We start from the raw sequence: 17,626 nt of genomic DNA, 5'->3' as shown, positions 1-17,626 counted from the left end.
CTCAGGTCCCGCCCGCGGCGTCGGCGGCGCACCGGCGGGCGTACCGGGCCGGGGGAACGCCCACCGTCGCGGTGAAGTCGCGGACGAAATGGGCCTGGTCGGCGTAGCCGAGCCGGGCCGCCAGCCCCGCCCAGTCCACCTCCTCCTCGGCCTCCGCCCGCTCGGCCGCCTCCTGCATCCGGCACCGCCGGATCACCCACTTCGGCCCGACCCCCACGTACTCGGCGAACCGGCGCTGCAGCGACCGCGTCCCCACGCCCGCCTCGGCGGCCAGCCGGTCCACCCGGCTGATGGAGGGGTCCTCGGCGATCCGCGCCACGATCGCCGCCACCTCCGCGATCAACGGGTCGGGGCGGTCCGGGAGGCGCGCCCGCAGGAACCGCTCCACCAGCGCCACCGCCGCCTCGTCGCACCCCTCGGCGAGGACCGCCTCCGCCAGGGCCCGGCCCGGCGGCCCGAAGACCTCCTCCACCGGCACGCGCCGGTCGGTGAGCGATGACACCGGTCCGTCCAGCAGCGGCCGGAAGCCGCCCGGCCGGAACCGGACCCCCACCACCCGGCCGCGTCCGGCGATCGTCTCGTCGAACGCCCCGCGCACGATCCCCACCACCCGCGCCCGGCCGCCGGTGGTGAACGTCAGGTGCACCGTCGGATGGGTGAGCACCCGCTGTGCGTGCGGCTCGCGTAGATCCCAGTGCAGGATCCAGTGATGCTCGACATAGGGCGACAGGCCCGGGGAAGGAGCGGTCCGGTGCATCCGGAAACGCCGCAGCCCGGCGGCGGCCCGCAGGATGCCCCTGGTCGAGTCCGTCACGGGCTCCATTGTCGCGTTTGTTCAAGACCGCTCGAACGTGTGTTCCTATGCTGTGCCGCGCATGCGAGACACCGCCGAGGAGGAGAGGCCCATGGAGCTGAGAACGCAGCTGATCCCCGCCGCCGAGGCCCTGATCGCGATCGTGGAGGGCGTCGAGGAGTCACGGCTGGGCGACCCCACCCCGTGCCCGGACTTCGACGTCCGCGCCCTGATCAGCCACCTCGCCCACTGGACCGGCGAACGGGGCGAGGCCGCCGCCCGCAAGACCCCGCTCGACGACGGGCGGGGCCCTCAGGAGGATCTGACCGCCGAGGCCGGCTGGGCCGCCCGCTACGCCGAACGCGCCCGCCGCACCGCCGCCGCCTGGTCCGACCCGGCCGCCTGGGAGGGCGTCACCGCGCTCACCGCCAAGGGGGAGATGCCCGCCGCGGTCATCGGCGGGATCATGTTCGTCGAGTTCACCGTGCACGGCTGGGACCTGGCCGCGGCCACCGGGCAGAAGCCCTCCTATGACGACCGGGTGGTCCAGGCACTGTGGGAGCACCTGCAGACCATGGCCCCGTTCGCCCGCGACAACGGCGTCTTCGGCCCCGAGGTGCCGGTGCCCGAGTCGGCGCCGCTGCTGGATCGCGCCCTCGGCCTGGCCGGCCGCGACCCGCACTGGACCCCCTGAGGCGTGCCGGCGCCGGGCCCGGAAAGCTCTAGGCTTGTGCCCATGTCTTCGTCTTCGCTCCGTGTACGCTTCGCACCGTCTCCGACCGGCATGTTCCACGTCGGCGGGGCCCGTTCCGCACTGTTCAACTGGGTGATGGCTCGACAGTCCGGTGGGACGCTGGTGTTGCGGATCGAGGACACCGACGCCTCCCGCAACAAACCGGAGTGGACCGAAGGCATCATCCGGGCCCTGGCCTGGCTCGGCATCGACGGCGACCAGTACGAGGGGCCGTACTTCCAGTCCGCCAACCTGGACAAGCACCAGGAGGCGCTGAAGACCCTCCTCGAGCAGGGCCGCGCCTACTACTGCGACTGCACCCGCCAGGACGTGGTCGCCCGCACCGGCGACCCCAACAAGGGCTACGACGGGCACTGCCGCGACCGCGACCTCGGCCCCGGGGAGGGGCGCGCGGTCCGGTTCCGCACGCCCGACGAGGGGACGACCACCGTGGTCGACCTGATCCGCGGCACCCCCACGTTCGAGAACAAGGTGCTGGAGGACTTCGTCATCGCCCGCTCCGACGGGTCGGTGCCGTTCCTGCTCGCCAACGTCGTCGACGACATCACCCAGGGCATCACCCACGTGGTGCGCGGCGAGGAGCACCTGTCCAACACCCCCAAGCAGCAGCTGCTGTGGGAGGCGCTGGGGCACGAGCCGCCGGTGTGGGCGCACGTCCCGGTCATCGTCAACGAGAAGCGGCAGAAGCTGTCCAAGCGCCGCGACAAGGTGGCCCTGGAGGACTACCAGGCCGAGGGCTACCTGGCCGCCGCGATGCGCAACTACCTGATGCTGCTGGGCTGGGCCCCCTCGGGGGACCGCGAGGTGGTGCCCTGGGAGGTCATCGAACGCGAGTTCCGCATCGAAGAGGTCAACGCCTCCCCGGCCTTCTTCGACGTCAAGAAGCTGCGGGCGATCAACGGCGACTACATCCGGGCGTTGTCGGTGGAGGAGTTCATCGCCGAATGCCGGCCGTTCCTGGAGAAGGCGCCCTTCACGGTCGACATGGACGTCTTCGCCCGCCTGGCCGGGCTGGCGCAGACCCGGGTGGCGGTGCTGTCGGAGATCGTCCCGATGGTCGACTTCGCGTTCCTGGACGAGCCGGTCTTCGACGAGGCGTCCTGGAAGAAGGCCATGAAGGAGCCGGCCGCGGAGATCCTCGCCGCCGCCGAGGAGGCCTACCGCGACGCCCCCTGGAACGCCGACGAGCTCAAGACCCGTCTGGAGCGGGTCGGCGCCGGCTTCGGCCTCAAGCTCGGCAAGGCCCAGGCCCCCGTCCGGGTCGCCGTCACCGGCCGCACCGTGGGCCTGCCGCTGTTCGAGTCCCTGGAGGTCCTCGGCCGCGACGCCACCCTGGCCCGCATCGCCGCCGCCCGCGCCCGCCTCGCCGGCTGATCGCGGCCTCGCGGCCTGCGACGGAGCCGTCCCGGCCGATCGGCCGGGACGGCGTTCTTCACCAGGAGGGGGACGAAGGGGTCACCGGGCGTTCGCCGTGACCGCCTTCAGGGCGTCGGCTCCGGAGATCCGGTCCGCGTCGGCGGTGCTCTTCGCGGTGTAGAACGGGCAGATCACCAGGCCGCCGTCGGGCTCGTTGTCGCTCCCGCCCCGGAAGTAGATCTGGTTGACCCAGCCGGCCTGGCCGTTGTCGGCGACCGTCAGCGCCCACCAGTAGTTGGTGGCGCCGTGAGCGGTCTGCCGGCTGCCGGTCCACCCGCAGACGTACCAGTCGTCGCCCGGCGCGTAGATGTACCCGACCACCCGGGAGGTGTGGTCGTTGTACTCGTGGACCGGGATCGAGTTGTTCGGAGCCCAGTCGGGGCAGGTCTGCACGTAAAGCTGCTGCCCCGAGTGCCACCACTGCGGGCCGCAGGGGTACGCGTCCGCCCGCGCATGAGCGGCGGGCGCCATGGCCCCCAGGGCACCGAGTGTCATGACGCCCGTCGCGATGGTGGTGAGGATCTTGCGCACAGTCCCTCCAGGACATCGTGTACGGCGGGGCGTTGTGCGCCCCGTGCCCGGACGCCCGTCATCATGGCTTTCGCGCCGAGTGTTCGGCATCCGGGGAAATCCGGTATCAGGCCTGTCCTGAAAGGAGTCAAGATCCGGGAGAACCCTTACCGGGGACCCGGATGCACGGGGGCGGTCACGGTGTCGTGGGGGACGCCGCGGGGCCGCGCAGACCCTCCAGCGCCGCGTGCAGCTCCTCCACCCGCCGGGACAGCTCCTCCACCGCCGGCCGCAGGTCCGCCGGGGATCGCTCCAGCACCGTCTCCACCTGCTCGCGCACCTGATCGAACCGGGCGGTCAGCTCGCCCGACCGCGGCGCCCCCGGCCCCTCGGACCGGGCCCGCAGCAACGCGGCCTGATCGCGCAGCAGGGCCGCCTGCTCCCGCAGCTGCCGGTTCTTGCGGTGCAGCTCCACGAACACCGACACCTTGGCGCGCAGCACCCACGGGTCGAAGGGCTTGGCGATGAAGTCCACCGCCCCGGCCGCGTATCCGCGGAACGCGTAGTCGGGGTCGCCGTCGGCCGCCGTCAGGAAGATGATCGGCACGTCCCGGGTCTTCTTGCGGCGCTTGATGTCCCGGGCCGTCTCGAACCCGTCCATCCCGGGCATCACCACGTCCAGCAGGATGACCGCGTACTCGTCGGTGAGCAGCGCCTTGAGCGCCTCCTCGCCGGACCGGGCCCGCACCAGGTCCTGATCCAGGGAGCTGAGGATCGCCTCCAGCGCGACGAGGTTCTCCTCACGGTCGTCCACCAGAAGGATCTTGGCCTTGTCGTCGTCCACGCCCGGTGTCTCCTGATCGTGATCGTCGGACGGGCCGCCGGCCGCGTCCCGTCCCGGCCGGCCGCTCAGCGCACCGCGGCACGCTGCAACCAGGTTCGCATGACATCCAGCAGGTGATCCACGTTCACCGGTTTGGGCACATAGTCCGAGGCGCCCGCGGCCAGGCTCTTCTCCCGGTCGCCCTTCATCACCTTGGCCGTGATCACGATGATCGGCAGATCGGTGAACTGCGGCATGCCGCGGATGGCCTCGGTGGTGGCGTACCCGTCCAGACCGGGCATCATCACGTCCATCAGCACCAGCGAGACGTCCGGGTTGCGCTGCAGCAGGTCGATGCCCGCCTGGCCGTCCTCGGCGTACAGCACCTCCATGCCGTAGCCCTCGAGCACGCTGGCGAGGGCGAACACGTTGCGCACATCGTCGTCGACGATCAGCACCTTGCGCCCCGACAGCACCGCGTCCAGGTGATCGGCGGGCGGCTCCTCCGGCTCCCCGGCCGGTACCGGCTCCGGAGCCCGGAGCACCGGCTCGGCGGCGGGCGCACTCGGCGCGCCCGCCGTGCTCGGCGCACCGGGCGCGCTCGGCGTGCTCGGCTCCGCGGGGGCGGCGGCGCCCTGCTCGGCCGCCGCCTCCGGTTGGGCGGCCGGGCCCTCGCGGTACTGCGACGGCAGGTACAGGGTGAACCTGCTGCCCTCGCCCACCGCGCTCTCGGCGTGGATCTCCCCGCCCAGCAGGTGCGCGATGTTCCGGCTGATCGACAGGCCCAGCCCGGTGCCCCCGTACCGGCGGCTGGTGGTCCCGTCGGCCTGCTGGAACGCCTCGAAGATCACGTGCAGCTTGTCCTCGCTGATGCCGATCCCGGTGTCGCTGACCGTGAAGGCGATCACCGTGGAGGCCTCCCGCAGCGCCGGCGAGGTGAACTCCGCGTCCTCCGGCGCCGGGGCGATGGTCAGCCGCACCTCGCCCTCGGAGGTGAACTTCACCGCGTTCGACAACAGGTTGCGCAGCACCTGCTGCAGCCGCTGTTCGTCGGCGTACAGCAGCTCCGGCACCTCCGGCGACACCTCGACCGTGAACGCCAGCCCCTTGTCCACCGCCATCGGCCGGAACGTGGCGTCCACATAGTCGACCAGCTTGGTGAACGGCAGCGGCTGCGGATGGACCTCCATCTTGCCGGCCTCCACCTTCGACAGGTCGAGGATGTCGTTGATCAGCTGCAGCAGGTCGGTGCCCGAGTCGTGGATGGTCTTGGCGAACTCCACCTGCTTGGGGGTCAGGTTGCCCTCGGGGTTCTCCGACAGCAGCTTGGCCAGCACGAGCAGGCTGTTGAGCGGGGTGCGCAGCTCGTGCGACATGTTCGCCAGGAACTCCGACTTGTACCGCGACGACAGCGCCAGCTGCTCGGCCCGCTCCTCCAGCGTCCGGCGGGCCTGCTCGATCTGGAAGTTCTGCATCTCGATGGCCCGGTTCTGCTTGGCCAGCAGCGCCGCCTTCTCCTCCAGCTCGGCGTTGGAGCGGCGCAGCTCGGCCTGCTGGCGCTGCAGCTCGTCGGAGCGCTCCTGCAGCTCCTGGGCCAGCCGCTGGGACTCGGCCAGCAGCGCCTCGGTGCGCGAGTTGGCGCTGATCGCGTTGATCGTCACCCCGATGCTCTCGGCGAACTGGTCGAAGAACGCCAGATGGGTGTCGGTGAACGGGCTGAAGGAGGCCAGCTCGATCGCCCCCAGCACCTGGTCCTCGAACAGGATCGGCAGCACGATCACATGGGTGGCCGAGGCCTGGCCCAGCCCCGAGCGGACCCGCACGTAGTCGCCCGGCGCGTCGTCCAGCCTGATCATGCGGCGTTCCAGCGCGGCCTGCCCGATCAGTCCTTCGCCCAGCCGGAACACCGCGTCGGGCTCGGGCCGCACCCCGTACCCGGCGATCATCTTCAGCTCGAGCTCCCCGTCGTCGGCGGTCCGCGCCAGGTAGAACGCGCCGTGACTGGCCGAGGCGATCGGCGTCAGCTCGCTCATGATCAGCTGCGCCACCTGCACGATGTCGCGGTGCCCCTGCATGAGGCCGCCGATGCGGGCCAGGTTGGACTTCAGCCAGTTCTGCTCCTGGTAGGCCTGCGTGGTCTCGCGCAGGGTCCGCACCATCAGGTTGATGTTGTCCTTCAGCTCGGCGACCTCGCCGGCGGCCTGGACCGTGATCTCCCTGCTCAGGTCGCCGCTGGCGACCGCGCTGGCGACCTCGGCGATCGCGCGCACCTGAGTGGTCAGGTTCCCGGCCAGCTCGTTGACGCTCTCGGTCAGCTGCTTCCAGGTGCCGTGCACGCCCTCGACCTTGGCCTGTCCGCCGAGGCGCCCTTCGCTGCCGACCTCGCGGGCCACTCGGGTGACCTCGGAGGCGAACGCCGACAGCGTGTCCACCATCGTGTTGATCGTCGTCTTCAGCTCCAGGATCTCCCCGTGCGCGTCGACGTCGATCTTCTTGGTCAGATCCCCGTTGGCGACGGCGGTGGTCACCTGGGCGATGTTGCGGACCTGGTAGGTGAGGTTGGAGGCCATGCCGTTGACGTTGTCGGTGAGGTCTTTCCAGACTCCCGACACGCCGTGGACTTGGGCCTGTCCGCCGAGGCGTCCTTCGGTGCCGACCTCGCGGGCCACTCGGGTGACCTCGTCGGCGAAGGCCGACAGGCGGTCGACCATGGTGTTGAGGGTGTCCTTCAGGTCCAGGATCTCGCCTTGGGCGTCGACGGTGATCTTCTTGGAGAGGTCGCCGTTGGCGACGGCGGTGGCCACCTGGGCGATGTTGCGGACCTGGTAGGTGAGGTTGGAGGCCATGCCGTTGACGTTGTTGGTGAGGTCCTTCCAGACCCCTGACACGCCCCGCACCTGCGCCTGTCCGCCGAGGCGTCCTTCGGTGCCGACCTCGCGGGCCACCCGGGTGACCTCGTCGGCGAAGGCCGACAGGCGGTCGACCATGGTGTTGAGGGTGTCCTTCAGGTCCGCGATCTCGCCTTGGGCGTCGACGGTGATCTTCTTGGAGAGGTCGCCGTTGGCGACGGCGGTGGCCACCTGGGCGATGTTGCGGACCTGGTAGGTGAGGTTGGAGGCCATGCCGTTGACGTTGTTGGTGAGGTCCTTCCAGACCCCTGACACGCCCCGCACCCGCGCCTGTCCGCCGAGGCGTCCTTCGGTGCCGACCTCGCGGGCCACCCGGGTGACCTCGTCGGCGAAGGCCGACAGGCGGTCGACCATGGTGTTGAGGGTGTCCTTCAGGTCCGCGATCTCGCCTTGGGCGTCGACGGTGATCTTCTTGGAGAGGTCGCCGTTGGCGACGGCGGTGGCCACCTGGGCGATGTTGCGGACCTGGTAGGTGAGGTTGGAGGCCATGCCGTTGACGTTGTTGGTGAGGTCCTTCCAGACCCCTGACACGCCCCGCACCCGCGCCTGTCCGCCGAGGCGTCCTTCGGTGCCGACCTCGCGGGCCACCCGGGTGACCTCGTCGGCGAACGCCGACAGCTGATCCACCATCGTGTTCACGGTGAGCTTCAGCTCCTGCAGCTCGCCCACCGCCTCCACGGTGACCTTCCGGGTCAGATCGCCCTTGGCGACCGCCGTGGTCACCACCGCGATGTCCCGCACCTGCGCGGTCAGCCGGCCCGCCATCAGGTTCACCGCGCTGGTCACCTCACGCCACCGGCCCGTCTGGCCGCGCAACGACGCCTGCCCGCCCAGCCGGCCCTCCACGCCGACCTCCCGGGCCACCTGGGTGACCTCCCAGGTGAACTTGTCCAGCTGCTCGACCATCCGGTTCACCGACCGGGCCATCCGCAGCACCTCGCCGCGCATCGGCCGCCCGCGCAGCTGCAGCTCCACCCGCTGGCTCAGATCGCCCGCGGCCACCGCCTCCACCACACGGGCCATCCCGGTGGACAGGTCGGTCAGCTTGTCGATGATCGCGTTGGCGTCCTCCACCGCGGCGGCCCATCCGCCGCGCGCCACCGGGGGCGCCAGCCGCTCCCGCAGATGCCCCTCGCGGCCCAGCTCCCGGCGCACCCGCGACAGCTCGCCGCTCAGATGCGCGCCGTTGTCGCGGATCTCCTGCACGATCGCCAGCCCGTCGGCGACCGCCCCCTCCGCGGGCAGGTCCAGGTCGGCGTCGAACTTCCCGTCGCGCACGGCGATCAGCGCCTTCAACAGCGGTGCGAGGTCGGCGTCGCTGTACCGCGGCGTGGTGTCACGCTGTGACTTCGGCTGCTGCCTCATGCGGGACGCGGTTCGCGGCATAGTCTTTATCCTCCTGGCCCGGTTCACCGGTCCGGGATCTGCGGACACACCCGTTGGGCCGTACATTTGCAGTCTGTCACGATGACCGGGATCGGTATCACCTCTTCACCCGGGGGGAGCGCGTGGAACGACGGTCGACGTCGGCCACATTCCCGCCGGCGGCCACGTCGGTGGCGGCCGCGCGGCGCTTCGTGCGTCGGACCCTGAACGAGTGGGACCTGACACAGGTCGCCGACGACGCGCTGCTGGCCACCAGCGAACTGGCCACCAACGCCGTCACCTACGCCGGCACCGAGTTCGAGGTCCGCTGCACGCTGGAGGACGGCGGAGTGCGGATCGAGGTGCTGGACCGGCACCCCGCCCGGCACATCGCCATGCCGGAGATCGAGGCCACCAGCGGACGCGGGCTCCCCTCCGTCGACCGGCTGGCCTCCTCCTGGGGCATCACCTACAACGGCCTGACCAAGGGCGTGTGGTTCCGGCTGGACAGGCCCGGCGCCCGGACCGGCGAACGCCCCGCCGCCCCCGCCCTCAGCGTCCCCTCCCTGGCGATCGACGACACCGCCGGCCTCTCCCTGCCCTCCGATCGGGTGCTGGACCTGCGGCCGGGGGAGGAGTCCCTGGACGGCGCGGTCGAGACGGTCCGCGACATGCTCTCGGCCGACGGCGTGGCGGTGCTGCTCACCGACCGCGGAGGCGACCTGGTGCTCGGCGCCTCCACCGGGCGGATCCCCGACCCGCCCCTCGCCCGGCTCACCGTCGCCAGCCTCGGCCCGCACGCCCGGGTCGGCGCCCCCTGGACGACCGACGACCCCACCGACCCGGTCGCCGCCGCCCTGGCGGCCCGTTCCCTGGTCGCCGCCCCGCTCCAGGTGCAGGGGCGGCTGACCGGCGTGCTGGTGGCCGTCGCCGGCGAACGGGGCCGGTTCGACGAGGCCGTCGGCAAGCGGCTCGGCCGCATCGCCGAGGAGATGGCGCTGTCCATGGAACGCGCCCGCATCAGCGAGCTGGAACGCTCCTGGCGCGGCTGGCTCAGCTTCGTCGCCGAGGCCAGCGACCTGCTGGCCGGCACCCTCGACCAGGAGCGCACCATGGCCCTGGTCGCTCAGCTGGTCGTGCCCCGGCTGGCCACCTGGTGCGCCGTCTACACCGTCGACGAGACCAAGACCGCCCGCCCCGCCTACGTCTGGCACGCCGACGAGACCCGTGCGGACGGCCTGCGCGAGCTGCTCACCGCCGCGCCCCAGCCCCCGCTGGACTCCTCCGGCGCCTGGAACGGCCACACCGCCGCGCCCGGGGACGCCCGCGCCGCGGCCGGGTCCACCGCCGACGACCTGGCCTATGCGTTCCCGCTCATCGCCCGCGGCCGCCGGATGGGCGTCCTGGTCATCGGCCGGCCCGCCGGGGACCGCTTCCCGCAGAGCGCCATCGACCTGGCCGAGGAGCTGTCCCGGCGGGCCGCGCTGGCCATCGACAACGCCCGTCTCTACACCGCGCAGACCGCCACCAGCCGCGCTCTGCAGCGCAGCCTGCTGCCGCCGGGCATCCCCAAGATCCCCGGCCTGGAGGTCGAGGTGGTCTACCAGCCGGCGGGGGAGGGCAGCGAGGTCGGCGGCGACTTCTACGACGTGTTCGAATGCGGCGCCGACCCGACCGGCGCCGTTCCCGCCGCCCGATGGCGGTTCGCCATCGGCGACGTGTGCGGCACCGGTCCGGAGGCGGCGGCCGTCACCGGGCTGGCCCGGCACGCGCTGCGCATCCTGGCGGCCGAGGACATGCCGGTGCCCGACGTGCTGGCCCGGCTCAACCGGCTGATCCTGGCCGAGGGGCCGCGCGCCCGGCTGCTCACCCTGCTGCACGGCGAGATCACCCGCCGCCCCGGCCGCGACGGGGTCCGCATCGACCTGGTCAGCGCCGGGCACCCGTTGCCGCTGGTGCTGGACCCCGACGGCGGCGTGCACGAGGCCGCCGAGGCCCAGCCGCTGCTGGGGGCGTTCGACGACGTCGAGTTCACCGCGCAGACCATGGAGCTGCGACGCGGCCAGGTGATGCTGTGCGTCACCGACGGGGTGACCGAACGCCGTTCCGGCGACCGGCTGCTGGGCGACGGCCGCGGCCTGGAGAACCTGCTGTCCGGCTGCCGCGGCCTGTCCGCCGGGGCGGTCGCGGCCCGGATCCAACGCGCGGTCCGCGACTTCGGGCCCGAGCCCTCCAACGACGACGTCGCGTTGATCGTGCTGCGCGCATCGTGACCGGAGCGGGCTGCCCCGATCGGCCGACCGGCGTGTTCGAGGTCACGCGATGTTCTATCGTGAGTGGCGATGGGTCTCGCTTTGCATACGACGCGACAAGGTGACCGCGTGGTCGTGACGGCGCGCGGCTCCATCGACCTGCACTCCTCCGACGAGCTGCGGCAGCGGCTCGAGGCGCTGGCGGAGGCGGGCCACAAGGAGATCGTCGTCGACCTGACCGCGGTCGACTTCTGCGACTCCTCCGGTCTCAACGTGCTCGTCCGCGCCTACAAGAACGCCCGCGACCGCAACGCCTCCTTCTCCGTGACCGGCGCCTATGGCAGAGTCGAGAACGTTCTGCACACCACCGGGCTCGATCGGTTCCTCATCGGTGCTCCCCGCGAAGGGTGAGCCGATGCCCGAGACGACCCTCCGCGCCGCCCCGCAGAGCGAGGCGGTGGAGCTGGCCCGTCGGCTCGCCGCCCGCACCATGCGGACCTGGTCCCTGCTGGAGCGTGAAGAACAGGTCACCGCGATCGTCGCCGAACTCGTCGCCAACGCCGTCCGGCACGCCGGCACCGTGCTGGAACTGCGGCTGCTGCGCCGCCCCGACGCCGTCCGCGTCGAAGTCCGCGACCGCGCCCCCGCCATGCCGAAGATGACGGTGCCCGCCCCCCTCGACGAGGGCCACCGCGGCCTGTTCATCGTCGACCGCTTCGCCACCTCCTGGGGCGCCGTCCCCGTCACCGGCGGCAAGGTCGTCTGGGCCGAGGTCGCCACCTGACCGTCCAGGCCGCGGCCGCCGCCGGACGTCCGCTCCGGCGGGAGACGGCGGACCCGGAACGGGACGGACCCGGAGCGGGCGGCGTCCGCGCCCCGGGGCCCGCCCCGCCGTATCGGCGAGCCGCTCGGCGCGCGTCTCAGTGAACGTCGCGGTACATCTCCGCGACCATGAACGCCAGATCCAGCGACTGACTGCGGTTCAGCCGCGGGTCGCAGGCCGTCTCGTACCGCTGGTGCAGGTCGTCCTCCACGATCGCGGCCCCGCCGCCCACGCACTCGGTCACATCGTCGCCGGTGAACTCGATGTGGATGCCGCCCGGGTGGGTGCCCAGCGACCGATGCACCTCGAAGAACCCCGCCACCTCGTCCAGCACGTCGTCGAACCGGCGGGTCTTGTGCCCGCTGGGCGCCTCGAAGGTGTTGCCGTGCATCGGATCGCAGATCCACGCCACCGGCGCCCCGCTCTGCGTCACCTTCTCCACCAGCGGCGGCAGCACCTCGCGGATCCGGCCCGCCCCCATCCGGGTGATGAACGTCAGCCGGCCCGGCTCCCCCTCCGGGTTCAGCCGCTCGATCAGCGCCAGCGCGTCATCGGGCGTGGTGGTCGGCCCCAGCTTCACCCCGATCGGGTTGCGGATCCGGCTGGCGAACTCCACATGCGCCCCGTCCAGCTGCCGGGTCCGCTCGCCGATCCACACGAAATGCGCCGACACGTCGTACGGCAGCCCGCTGCGCGAGTCGATCCGGGTCAGCGCCCGCTCGTACTCCAGCAGCAGCGCCTCGTGGCTGGAGTAGAACTCCACCCCGTGGAACTCCTCCGGGTCGGCCCCGCAGGCCTTCATGAACGCCAGCGCCCGGTCGATCTCCCCGGCCAGCCGCTCGTACCGCTGTCCGGCCGGGCTGGCCGCCACGAAGTCCTGGTTCCACGCGTGAACCTGCCGCAGGTCCGCGTACCCGCCCTTGGTGAACGCCCGGCACAGGTTCAGCGTCACCGCCGAACAGTGATAGGCCTGCAGCAGCCGCCGCGGATCGCTGCGCCGCGCCTCCGGGGTGAACTCGATCCCGTTCACCGCGTCGCCCCGATACGCCGGCAGCGTCACTCCGTCGCGGGTCTCGGTGGGTTTGGACCGCGGCTTGGCGAACTGCCCCGCCATCCGCCCGATCTTCACCACCGGGACGCTGCCGGCATAGGTGAGCACCACCGCCATCTGCAGCAGCGTCTTGAGCTTGTTGCGCACCGCGTCCGCGGTCGAACCGGCGAACGTCTCGGCGCAGTCGCCGCCCTGCAGCACGAACGCCTCGCCGCGGACCACGTCGGCGAGCCTGTCCTTGAGCTGGTCGCACTCGCCGGCGAACACCAGCGGCGGGGCTTTCGACAGTTCCTCGGCCACCGCCCGGACCTCGTCCGGGTCGTCCCATTCCGGCTGCTGTGCGGCGGGGAGGTCGCGCCAGGCGTCGAGCTCCCCTGCGGCGGTCGTGGTATCCACGACCCCAAGGCTAGGTCACCGGTCCGGCCGCGACATCACGCCCCCGGCGGTATCGCGGCGGCCCTAGGCGGCCTTGGTGGGAACGGGCGGGGACAGCTTGCGGCGCGGCCTGTGCGGCCCATGGCCCAGCGGCTTGGGCTGCGACGGAGACGAGGACCGCGCCCGGTGCCCGGTCACGTGCTCGACCCGGTCGGACTCGGCCGCCAGCTGACGCAGCCGCCGCAGCGACCGGTCGGTGATCTGCCGCACCCGGTTGTGGCTCAGCCCGTACCGCGCCCCGATCTGCGCGTATGAGAGCGGCTGCCCGTCCTCCATGCCGAACCGCGCCCGCAGGATCGCCGACTCGCGCTCCGGCAGCCGCTCCAGCAGCCTGCCCAGGCCCGCGATGTCGTCCAGCGCCAGCACCTCGGCCTCCGGGCTGACGCCCTCGGGGTCCTCCAGCAGGTCGCCCATCGGGGTCTCGCCGTCGTCGTCCACCGCGGCGTCCAGGCTCGCCGGATCCCGCCGCCACCGCATCAGCTCGTCCACGTGCTCGGGCTCGGCGCCCAGCGCCTGCGCCAGCTCCTCACGGGTCGGCTCCCGCCCCAGCTCACGGCCCAGCTGCCGCTCGGCCCTCCGCAGCCGCGACAGCTCCTCCTCCACGTGCACCGGGAGCCGGATGGTCCGGGCGGTGTGGCTGAGCCCGCGCCCGATGGCCTGGCGGATCCACCAGGTGGCGTAAGTGGAGAACTTGAAGCCGCGCCGGTAGTCGAACTTCTCCACCGCCCGCATCAGCCCCAGGTTCCCCTCCTGGATGAGATCGATCAGCGGCAGGGCGTCCGTGGGGTACTTGCGCGCGATCGACACGACCAGCCGGAGGTTCGCCTCGACGAAACGCTGTTTGGCGCGCAGCCCGTCGGCCACGAGCTCCTCCAGCTCCGCCCGGCTCACCCCGGGCGGGATCCGGTTCTCCTCCAGCAGCCGCTCGGCGTACAGGCCCCCCTCGATGGCCTTCGCCAGGTCGACCTCCTCCTGCGCGTCGAGCAGGTGAGTACGGCCGATCCTGTCGAGGTACGCACCGACCAGATCCTTGTCCTGCGCCTCGACACTCTCGCCCTTGGTGCGGGTTTCAGCCATCCTGACCCTTCTCCGGTCGAACTCCCTGCTCATTCAACGCTAATTACGGCTCTGTGATTCCCGAGCGGGAATACCGCAGGCCACCGCGCGGCTTGTGCTGACTGATACCCGTATCGAGGAAGGCAGCGACATGGCGACGGTCACACTGACCGCGAAGGATTTCGACGTCACCGCCCAGGCCGACGGCATCGTTCTGGTCGACTTCTGGGCGTCCTGGTGCGCCCCCTGCCGGCGGTTCGCCCCGATCTTCGAGGAGGCCTCCGAGCAGCACCCCGACATCGTGTTCGCCAAGGTGGACACCGACGCCGAGCCGGAACTGGCCGAGCGCTTCGGCATCACCTCGATCCCCACCCTCATGGCCATTCGCGACGGCGTGATCGTGTACGCCGAGCCCGGTGCGCTCCCGGCCCCGATGCTGGAGAGCATCATCGAACAGGTCCGCGCCCTGGACATGGACGAGGTCCGCGAGCGCCTGAAGTCCTGACCGGCCGGGCCGGCGGCACAATGGGGTCCCGTGCTGACCGACGTGCTGGACCTGCTGGCCTGCCCCGTCTGCGGGGCGGGGCTGGCGCCGGAGGAACGGGCCCTGCGCTGCGCGTCGGGGCACGCCTTCGACATCGCCCGTCAGGGCTACGTCAACCTGCTCACCGGTGACGCCCGGCCGGGCACGGCCGACACCCCGGAGATGATCCGCGCCCGAGAGGCGTTCTTGGGCGCGGGCCACTTCGCACCCCTGGCGGATGCGCTCGCCGCGCAGGCGGCGGAGGCACTGCCGCCCGCCGGGCGCATCCTCGACGCCGGCGCCGGAACGGGCTACTACCTGGCCCGCCTGCTCGACCGGGCCCCCGGCGCGGTCGGCCTCGCCGTCGACGCCTCCAAACACGCCATCCGTCGCGCCGCCCGCGCCCACCCGCGCATCGGAGCGGTCGTCGCCGACCTGTGGCGGCCCCTCCCGGTCCGGACGGCCGCCGTCGATGCGATCATCAACGTCTTCGCGCCCCGCAACGGCCCCGAGTACCGCCGCGTCCTCACCCCCGACGGCCTCCTCCACGTGGTCACCCCGACCTCCCGCCACCTGGGGCGCCTCATCCCGGAACTGGGCCTGCTCACGGTCGACGGCCGCAAACGCGAACGCCTCGATCGGGCCCTGGGCGCCCACTTCGTCCACGTCGCCACCACGACGGTGGAGACCGAGGCCGTCCTCGATCGCGACGAGGTCCTCACCCTCGTCGCCATGGGCCCCAGCGCCCGCCACGTCTCCGCCCCCCGGCTGCACGCCAGGCTGGCCGAGCTCCCCGCCCCGATCCGGGTCCCCCTCTCGGTCTCCCTCGCGACCTACCGCCCCGCCCGGCACCCTCGTCGTGACGACGCACGGGACCGTCGCGCGAGATCGTCGTGACGACACGGTGGGGAACCCGATCGCCGTTCGTCGCGCGGTCGGGCACGCGCCCCGCACCTCGACGGTCCGGCGTTCCGGTCGACTTTTCGGCGCCCTGTGCCTCGATCCGGTGCTCTGCGCTCGAACGTCCTCGGGCATCGCCCCGGCGACGCCATGGCGCGGCCCGGGAGCCGCTGGGGCGATCGCATGGGCGTCATGCGCGATGAGCCCGATGGGCGGACGACCGACCGCATCCCGACGGTTCGCGAGATTTCATCACCCGTTCCGTCCGCCGCCGGGACGGAAGGAATGACAGGGCCCGACGGAGCGGGCCGCGGTCTTGATCTTGCTGATCGAATGACGGGCGATGAGGGACGCGCACCGAAGAGACCGGATCGATGCATGCGATCGGCGTGATTTCCCCGGCTCCGCCGGTGTTTTTGAAGGATCATTCGTCGGGTCTTTCTTCGGCGCTCAGGGGCGCCGTCGGTGAGCCGGACCGACCGGCCGGTGTGCGTCAGAGGGGCGCGGTGCGGCGGGGGCGGAGGTCGACACCGGCCGCGCGGGCACCGTACGAGCCCGTACGAGCCCCGTGCGAGCACTGCGGGAACACTCGAACTCGCGCGGCAGATCTCGGTTTGCCGTTCCCCGGTCGGGCTTGGGGCCGCACCGTCGGACGTCCGACATGGACTTCCGGCCGCCCTCGCCTTCCGCTGAGTGCGACATGAGCCCGCCCCCTCGGCGAGGGGAGCCTCCCTCCTTCCCCCGTCCGGCTCTTCTCCGCGGCACGCCCCTGAGGAAGAGACGGAGAAGCCGCTCAGGCGCCGTGGACGGCGGCGAAGATCACGCCCGGCGCAGGTCAGGGCGCGCGGCCCCGGACAGGCGGTTTCAGCGGCCCGCCGGGCGCCTCGACCGGTGGGCCGCTTCGACCGATGGGGGCCGGTCGGTTCCGATCGTCGGGTTCGGGCTCACCCGGCTTCGGCTGCTGCAGGACGGTCGGTCCTCTGCGGCCGTGCCGTGCGCTGGACGCCGACCGTGATTCGAGCTCACTGAACGGCTTCGGTGTCATGGCCTGCCATATGACGTCGTTCCGGAACGCAGCCGGGCATGACGCCGCACCGCGAGCGGCCCGTGATCGGACGATGTCCGGAGCTTGAGCCCCAGGGACCATCGGCCTGCCGCTCCGTGCTCGATCGAGGACCTGGACGGGCGCGGGAGAGGAGCGCGTCGATCATGCGAGGCCGCTGCCCCGATGTCGCGTGAGCTCCGTCCGCAGCGGCCTTGAGGCTCCCGGGAGCGGAGCGATGCGCATCGGCGGACGACGCCGGCGATGCGTGGCGTTCCGCCATGGGAGCCCTGTGACCAGCGGTTCTGTAGAGGTCGACGATTTCGATTTGACGCCTTCCCTCCGGCTGTCTACAGTCTTCCGTGCCCCGAGGGGATGCGGAACGCCGCGAGGCGGTCGGCCCCGGGGACACCGTCCCGCAAGAAGCGTTCGGATCACAGGGTCCGGCGCGGTATGCTGGGAAGGCCAGCCCGAAGGGGATGCAGGACGCCGAGTAAGGCGGCCGGCCCTAGGGCGAACCCGCGAGCCCGATGAGTCAGCAGGTGTCAGCCTGCAGATTGTCGTGGTGCGCGGTACCTGGTCGAGGATCCCGCGACGAGATTTCCGTCAGGAAACTTGACGCTGGTCCTAGATCAGGTAAGTTGGAAGGGTTGCCCCTGCAGGGCTCTGCCGGTGTGGTGGAGTTCTGGGGTGGGTGTCCGTTTCTTGAGAACTCAACAGTGCGTTAAAAGCCAGTGCGTGTGAGGCGACCCTCTTTGTNGGTGGGTGTCCGTTTCTTGAGAACTCAACAGTGCGTTAAAAGCCAGTGCGTGTGAGGCGACCCTCTTTGTGGGGGTTGTGTCCTCGTTAAGTGGTTTATGTGCATGCTCTTTTGCATCGTGTGGTGCAGGAGGGTGTGCGCTGGGGTTGATTCCCCATCGTGAGGTTTGGCTCGCCCGACTCTGTGTGGGTCGGGTGGGTTGTTGGCCTTTGAT

The 17,626-nt window shown here is 71.5% G+C and carries 13 protein-coding genes; 7 read left to right on the top strand and 6 right to left on the bottom strand.

Going from position 1 to position 17,626, the window contains the following annotated elements; all coding sequences use genetic code 11:
• Position 1: 1 nt before the first annotated feature.
• Positions 2 to 814, bottom strand: a complete 813-nt coding sequence (locus tag EIO00_RS06855) for a helix-turn-helix domain-containing protein (protein WP_241661180.1) — start codon at positions 812 to 814, stop codon at positions 2 to 4.
• Between the two features lie 91 nt (positions 815 to 905).
• On the opposite strand from EIO00_RS06855, the gene EIO00_RS06850 reads away from it, so the two are divergent.
• Entirely contained in the window at positions 906 to 1,487 is a 582-nt protein-coding gene (locus EIO00_RS06850) for a TIGR03086 family metal-binding protein (protein WP_140176320.1), read from the top strand.
• 42 nt (positions 1,488 to 1,529) lie between these two features.
• Complete coding sequence (gene gltX, locus EIO00_RS06845; protein WP_140176318.1) at positions 1,530 to 2,921, top strand: glutamate--tRNA ligase; 1,392 nt, start codon at positions 1,530 to 1,532, stop codon at positions 2,919 to 2,921.
• Between the two features lie 81 nt (positions 2,922 to 3,002).
• Here the strand turns inward: gltX and EIO00_RS06840 are convergent, their stop codons facing one another.
• The 3 genes from EIO00_RS06840 to EIO00_RS06830 all read right to left on the bottom strand — a co-directional run bounded on the left by EIO00_RS06840 (position 3,003) and on the right by EIO00_RS06830 (position 8,570).
• A complete protein-coding gene (locus tag EIO00_RS06840; protein ID WP_140176316.1) occupies positions 3,003 to 3,494 on the bottom strand; it encodes a hypothetical protein in 492 nt (163 codons plus the stop codon).
• A gap of 175 nt (positions 3,495 to 3,669) precedes the next feature.
• Positions 3,670 to 4,317 (bottom strand): response regulator, encoded by a 648-nt coding sequence (locus EIO00_RS06835; RefSeq protein WP_140176314.1) that lies wholly within the window; start codon positions 4,315 to 4,317, stop codon positions 3,670 to 3,672.
• A gap of 65 nt (positions 4,318 to 4,382) precedes the next feature.
• A complete protein-coding gene (locus EIO00_RS06830; protein WP_241661179.1) occupies positions 4,383 to 8,570 on the bottom strand; it encodes a HAMP domain-containing protein in 4,188 nt (1,395 codons plus the stop codon).
• A 212-nt stretch (positions 8,571 to 8,782) separates the two neighbouring features.
• Between EIO00_RS06830 and EIO00_RS06825 the strand changes: the two genes are divergently transcribed.
• The 3 genes from EIO00_RS06825 to EIO00_RS06815 all read left to right on the top strand — a co-directional run bounded on the left by EIO00_RS06825 (position 8,783) and on the right by EIO00_RS06815 (position 11,606).
• A complete protein-coding gene (locus EIO00_RS06825; RefSeq protein ID WP_241661178.1) occupies positions 8,783 to 10,843 on the top strand; it encodes a SpoIIE family protein phosphatase in 2,061 nt (686 codons plus the stop codon).
• 69 nt (positions 10,844 to 10,912) lie between these two features.
• The gene (locus EIO00_RS06820) at positions 10,913 to 11,233 is read left to right on the top strand and encodes an STAS domain-containing protein (RefSeq protein ID WP_140176310.1); all 321 of its coding nucleotides are present in this window, start codon (positions 10,913 to 10,915) and stop codon (positions 11,231 to 11,233) included.
• A gap of 4 nt (positions 11,234 to 11,237) precedes the next feature.
• On the top strand, positions 11,238 to 11,606 hold the full coding sequence (locus tag EIO00_RS06815; RefSeq protein WP_140176308.1) for an ATP-binding protein: 369 nt from the start codon (positions 11,238 to 11,240) through the stop codon (positions 11,604 to 11,606).
• Between the two features lie 136 nt (positions 11,607 to 11,742).
• Here EIO00_RS06815 and EIO00_RS06810 read toward each other — a convergent pair whose 3' ends face one another.
• On the bottom strand, positions 11,743 to 13,092 hold the full coding sequence (locus EIO00_RS06810) for a class II 3-deoxy-7-phosphoheptulonate synthase (protein WP_140176306.1): 1,350 nt from the start codon (positions 13,090 to 13,092) through the stop codon (positions 11,743 to 11,745).
• 63 nt (positions 13,093 to 13,155) lie between these two features.
• Positions 13,156 to 14,208, bottom strand: a complete 1,053-nt coding sequence (locus EIO00_RS06805; RefSeq protein ID WP_140176304.1) for a sigma-70 family RNA polymerase sigma factor — start codon at positions 14,206 to 14,208, stop codon at positions 13,156 to 13,158.
• A 130-nt stretch (positions 14,209 to 14,338) separates the two neighbouring features.
• On the opposite strand from EIO00_RS06805, the gene trxA reads away from it, so the two are divergent.
• Positions 14,339 to 14,692, top strand: a complete 354-nt coding sequence (trxA, locus tag EIO00_RS06800; RefSeq protein WP_140176302.1) for a thioredoxin — start codon at positions 14,339 to 14,341, stop codon at positions 14,690 to 14,692.
• Between the two features lie 30 nt (positions 14,693 to 14,722).
• Positions 14,723 to 15,607, top strand: a complete 885-nt coding sequence (locus tag EIO00_RS06795; protein ID WP_140176300.1) for a putative RNA methyltransferase — start codon at positions 14,723 to 14,725, stop codon at positions 15,605 to 15,607.
• The last annotated feature ends 2,019 nt before the right edge of the window (positions 15,608 to 17,626 follow it).

The sequence above is a fragment of the Thermomonospora catenispora genome (genome assembly GCF_006363815.1).
GTDB lineage: Bacteria > Actinomycetota > Actinomycetes > Streptosporangiales > Streptosporangiaceae > Thermomonospora > Thermomonospora catenispora.
The sequence above is the reverse complement of the archived record's forward strand: the minus strand, read 5'-3'. Positions and strand labels throughout refer to the sequence as shown.

Coding starts and splice junctions, on each gene's coding strand:
- EIO00_RS06815 (WP_140176308.1), top strand. CDS start 11,238: ATGCCCGAGACGACCCTCCGCGCCGCCCCGCAGAGCGAGGCGGTGGAG.
- EIO00_RS06805 (WP_140176304.1), bottom strand. CDS start 14,208: ATGGCTGAAACCCGCACCAAGGGCGAGAGTGTCGAGGCGCAGGACAAG.
- gltX (WP_140176318.1), top strand. CDS start 1,530: ATGTCTTCGTCTTCGCTCCGTGTACGCTTCGCACCGTCTCCGACCGGC.
- EIO00_RS06830 (WP_241661179.1), bottom strand. CDS start 8,570: ATGAGGCAGCAGCCGAAGTCACAGCGTGACACCACGCCGCGGTACAGC.
- trxA (WP_140176302.1), top strand. CDS start 14,339: ATGGCGACGGTCACACTGACCGCGAAGGATTTCGACGTCACCGCCCAG.
- EIO00_RS06820 (WP_140176310.1), top strand. CDS start 10,913: ATGGGTCTCGCTTTGCATACGACGCGACAAGGTGACCGCGTGGTCGTG.
- EIO00_RS06850 (WP_140176320.1), top strand. CDS start 906: ATGGAGCTGAGAACGCAGCTGATCCCCGCCGCCGAGGCCCTGATCGCG.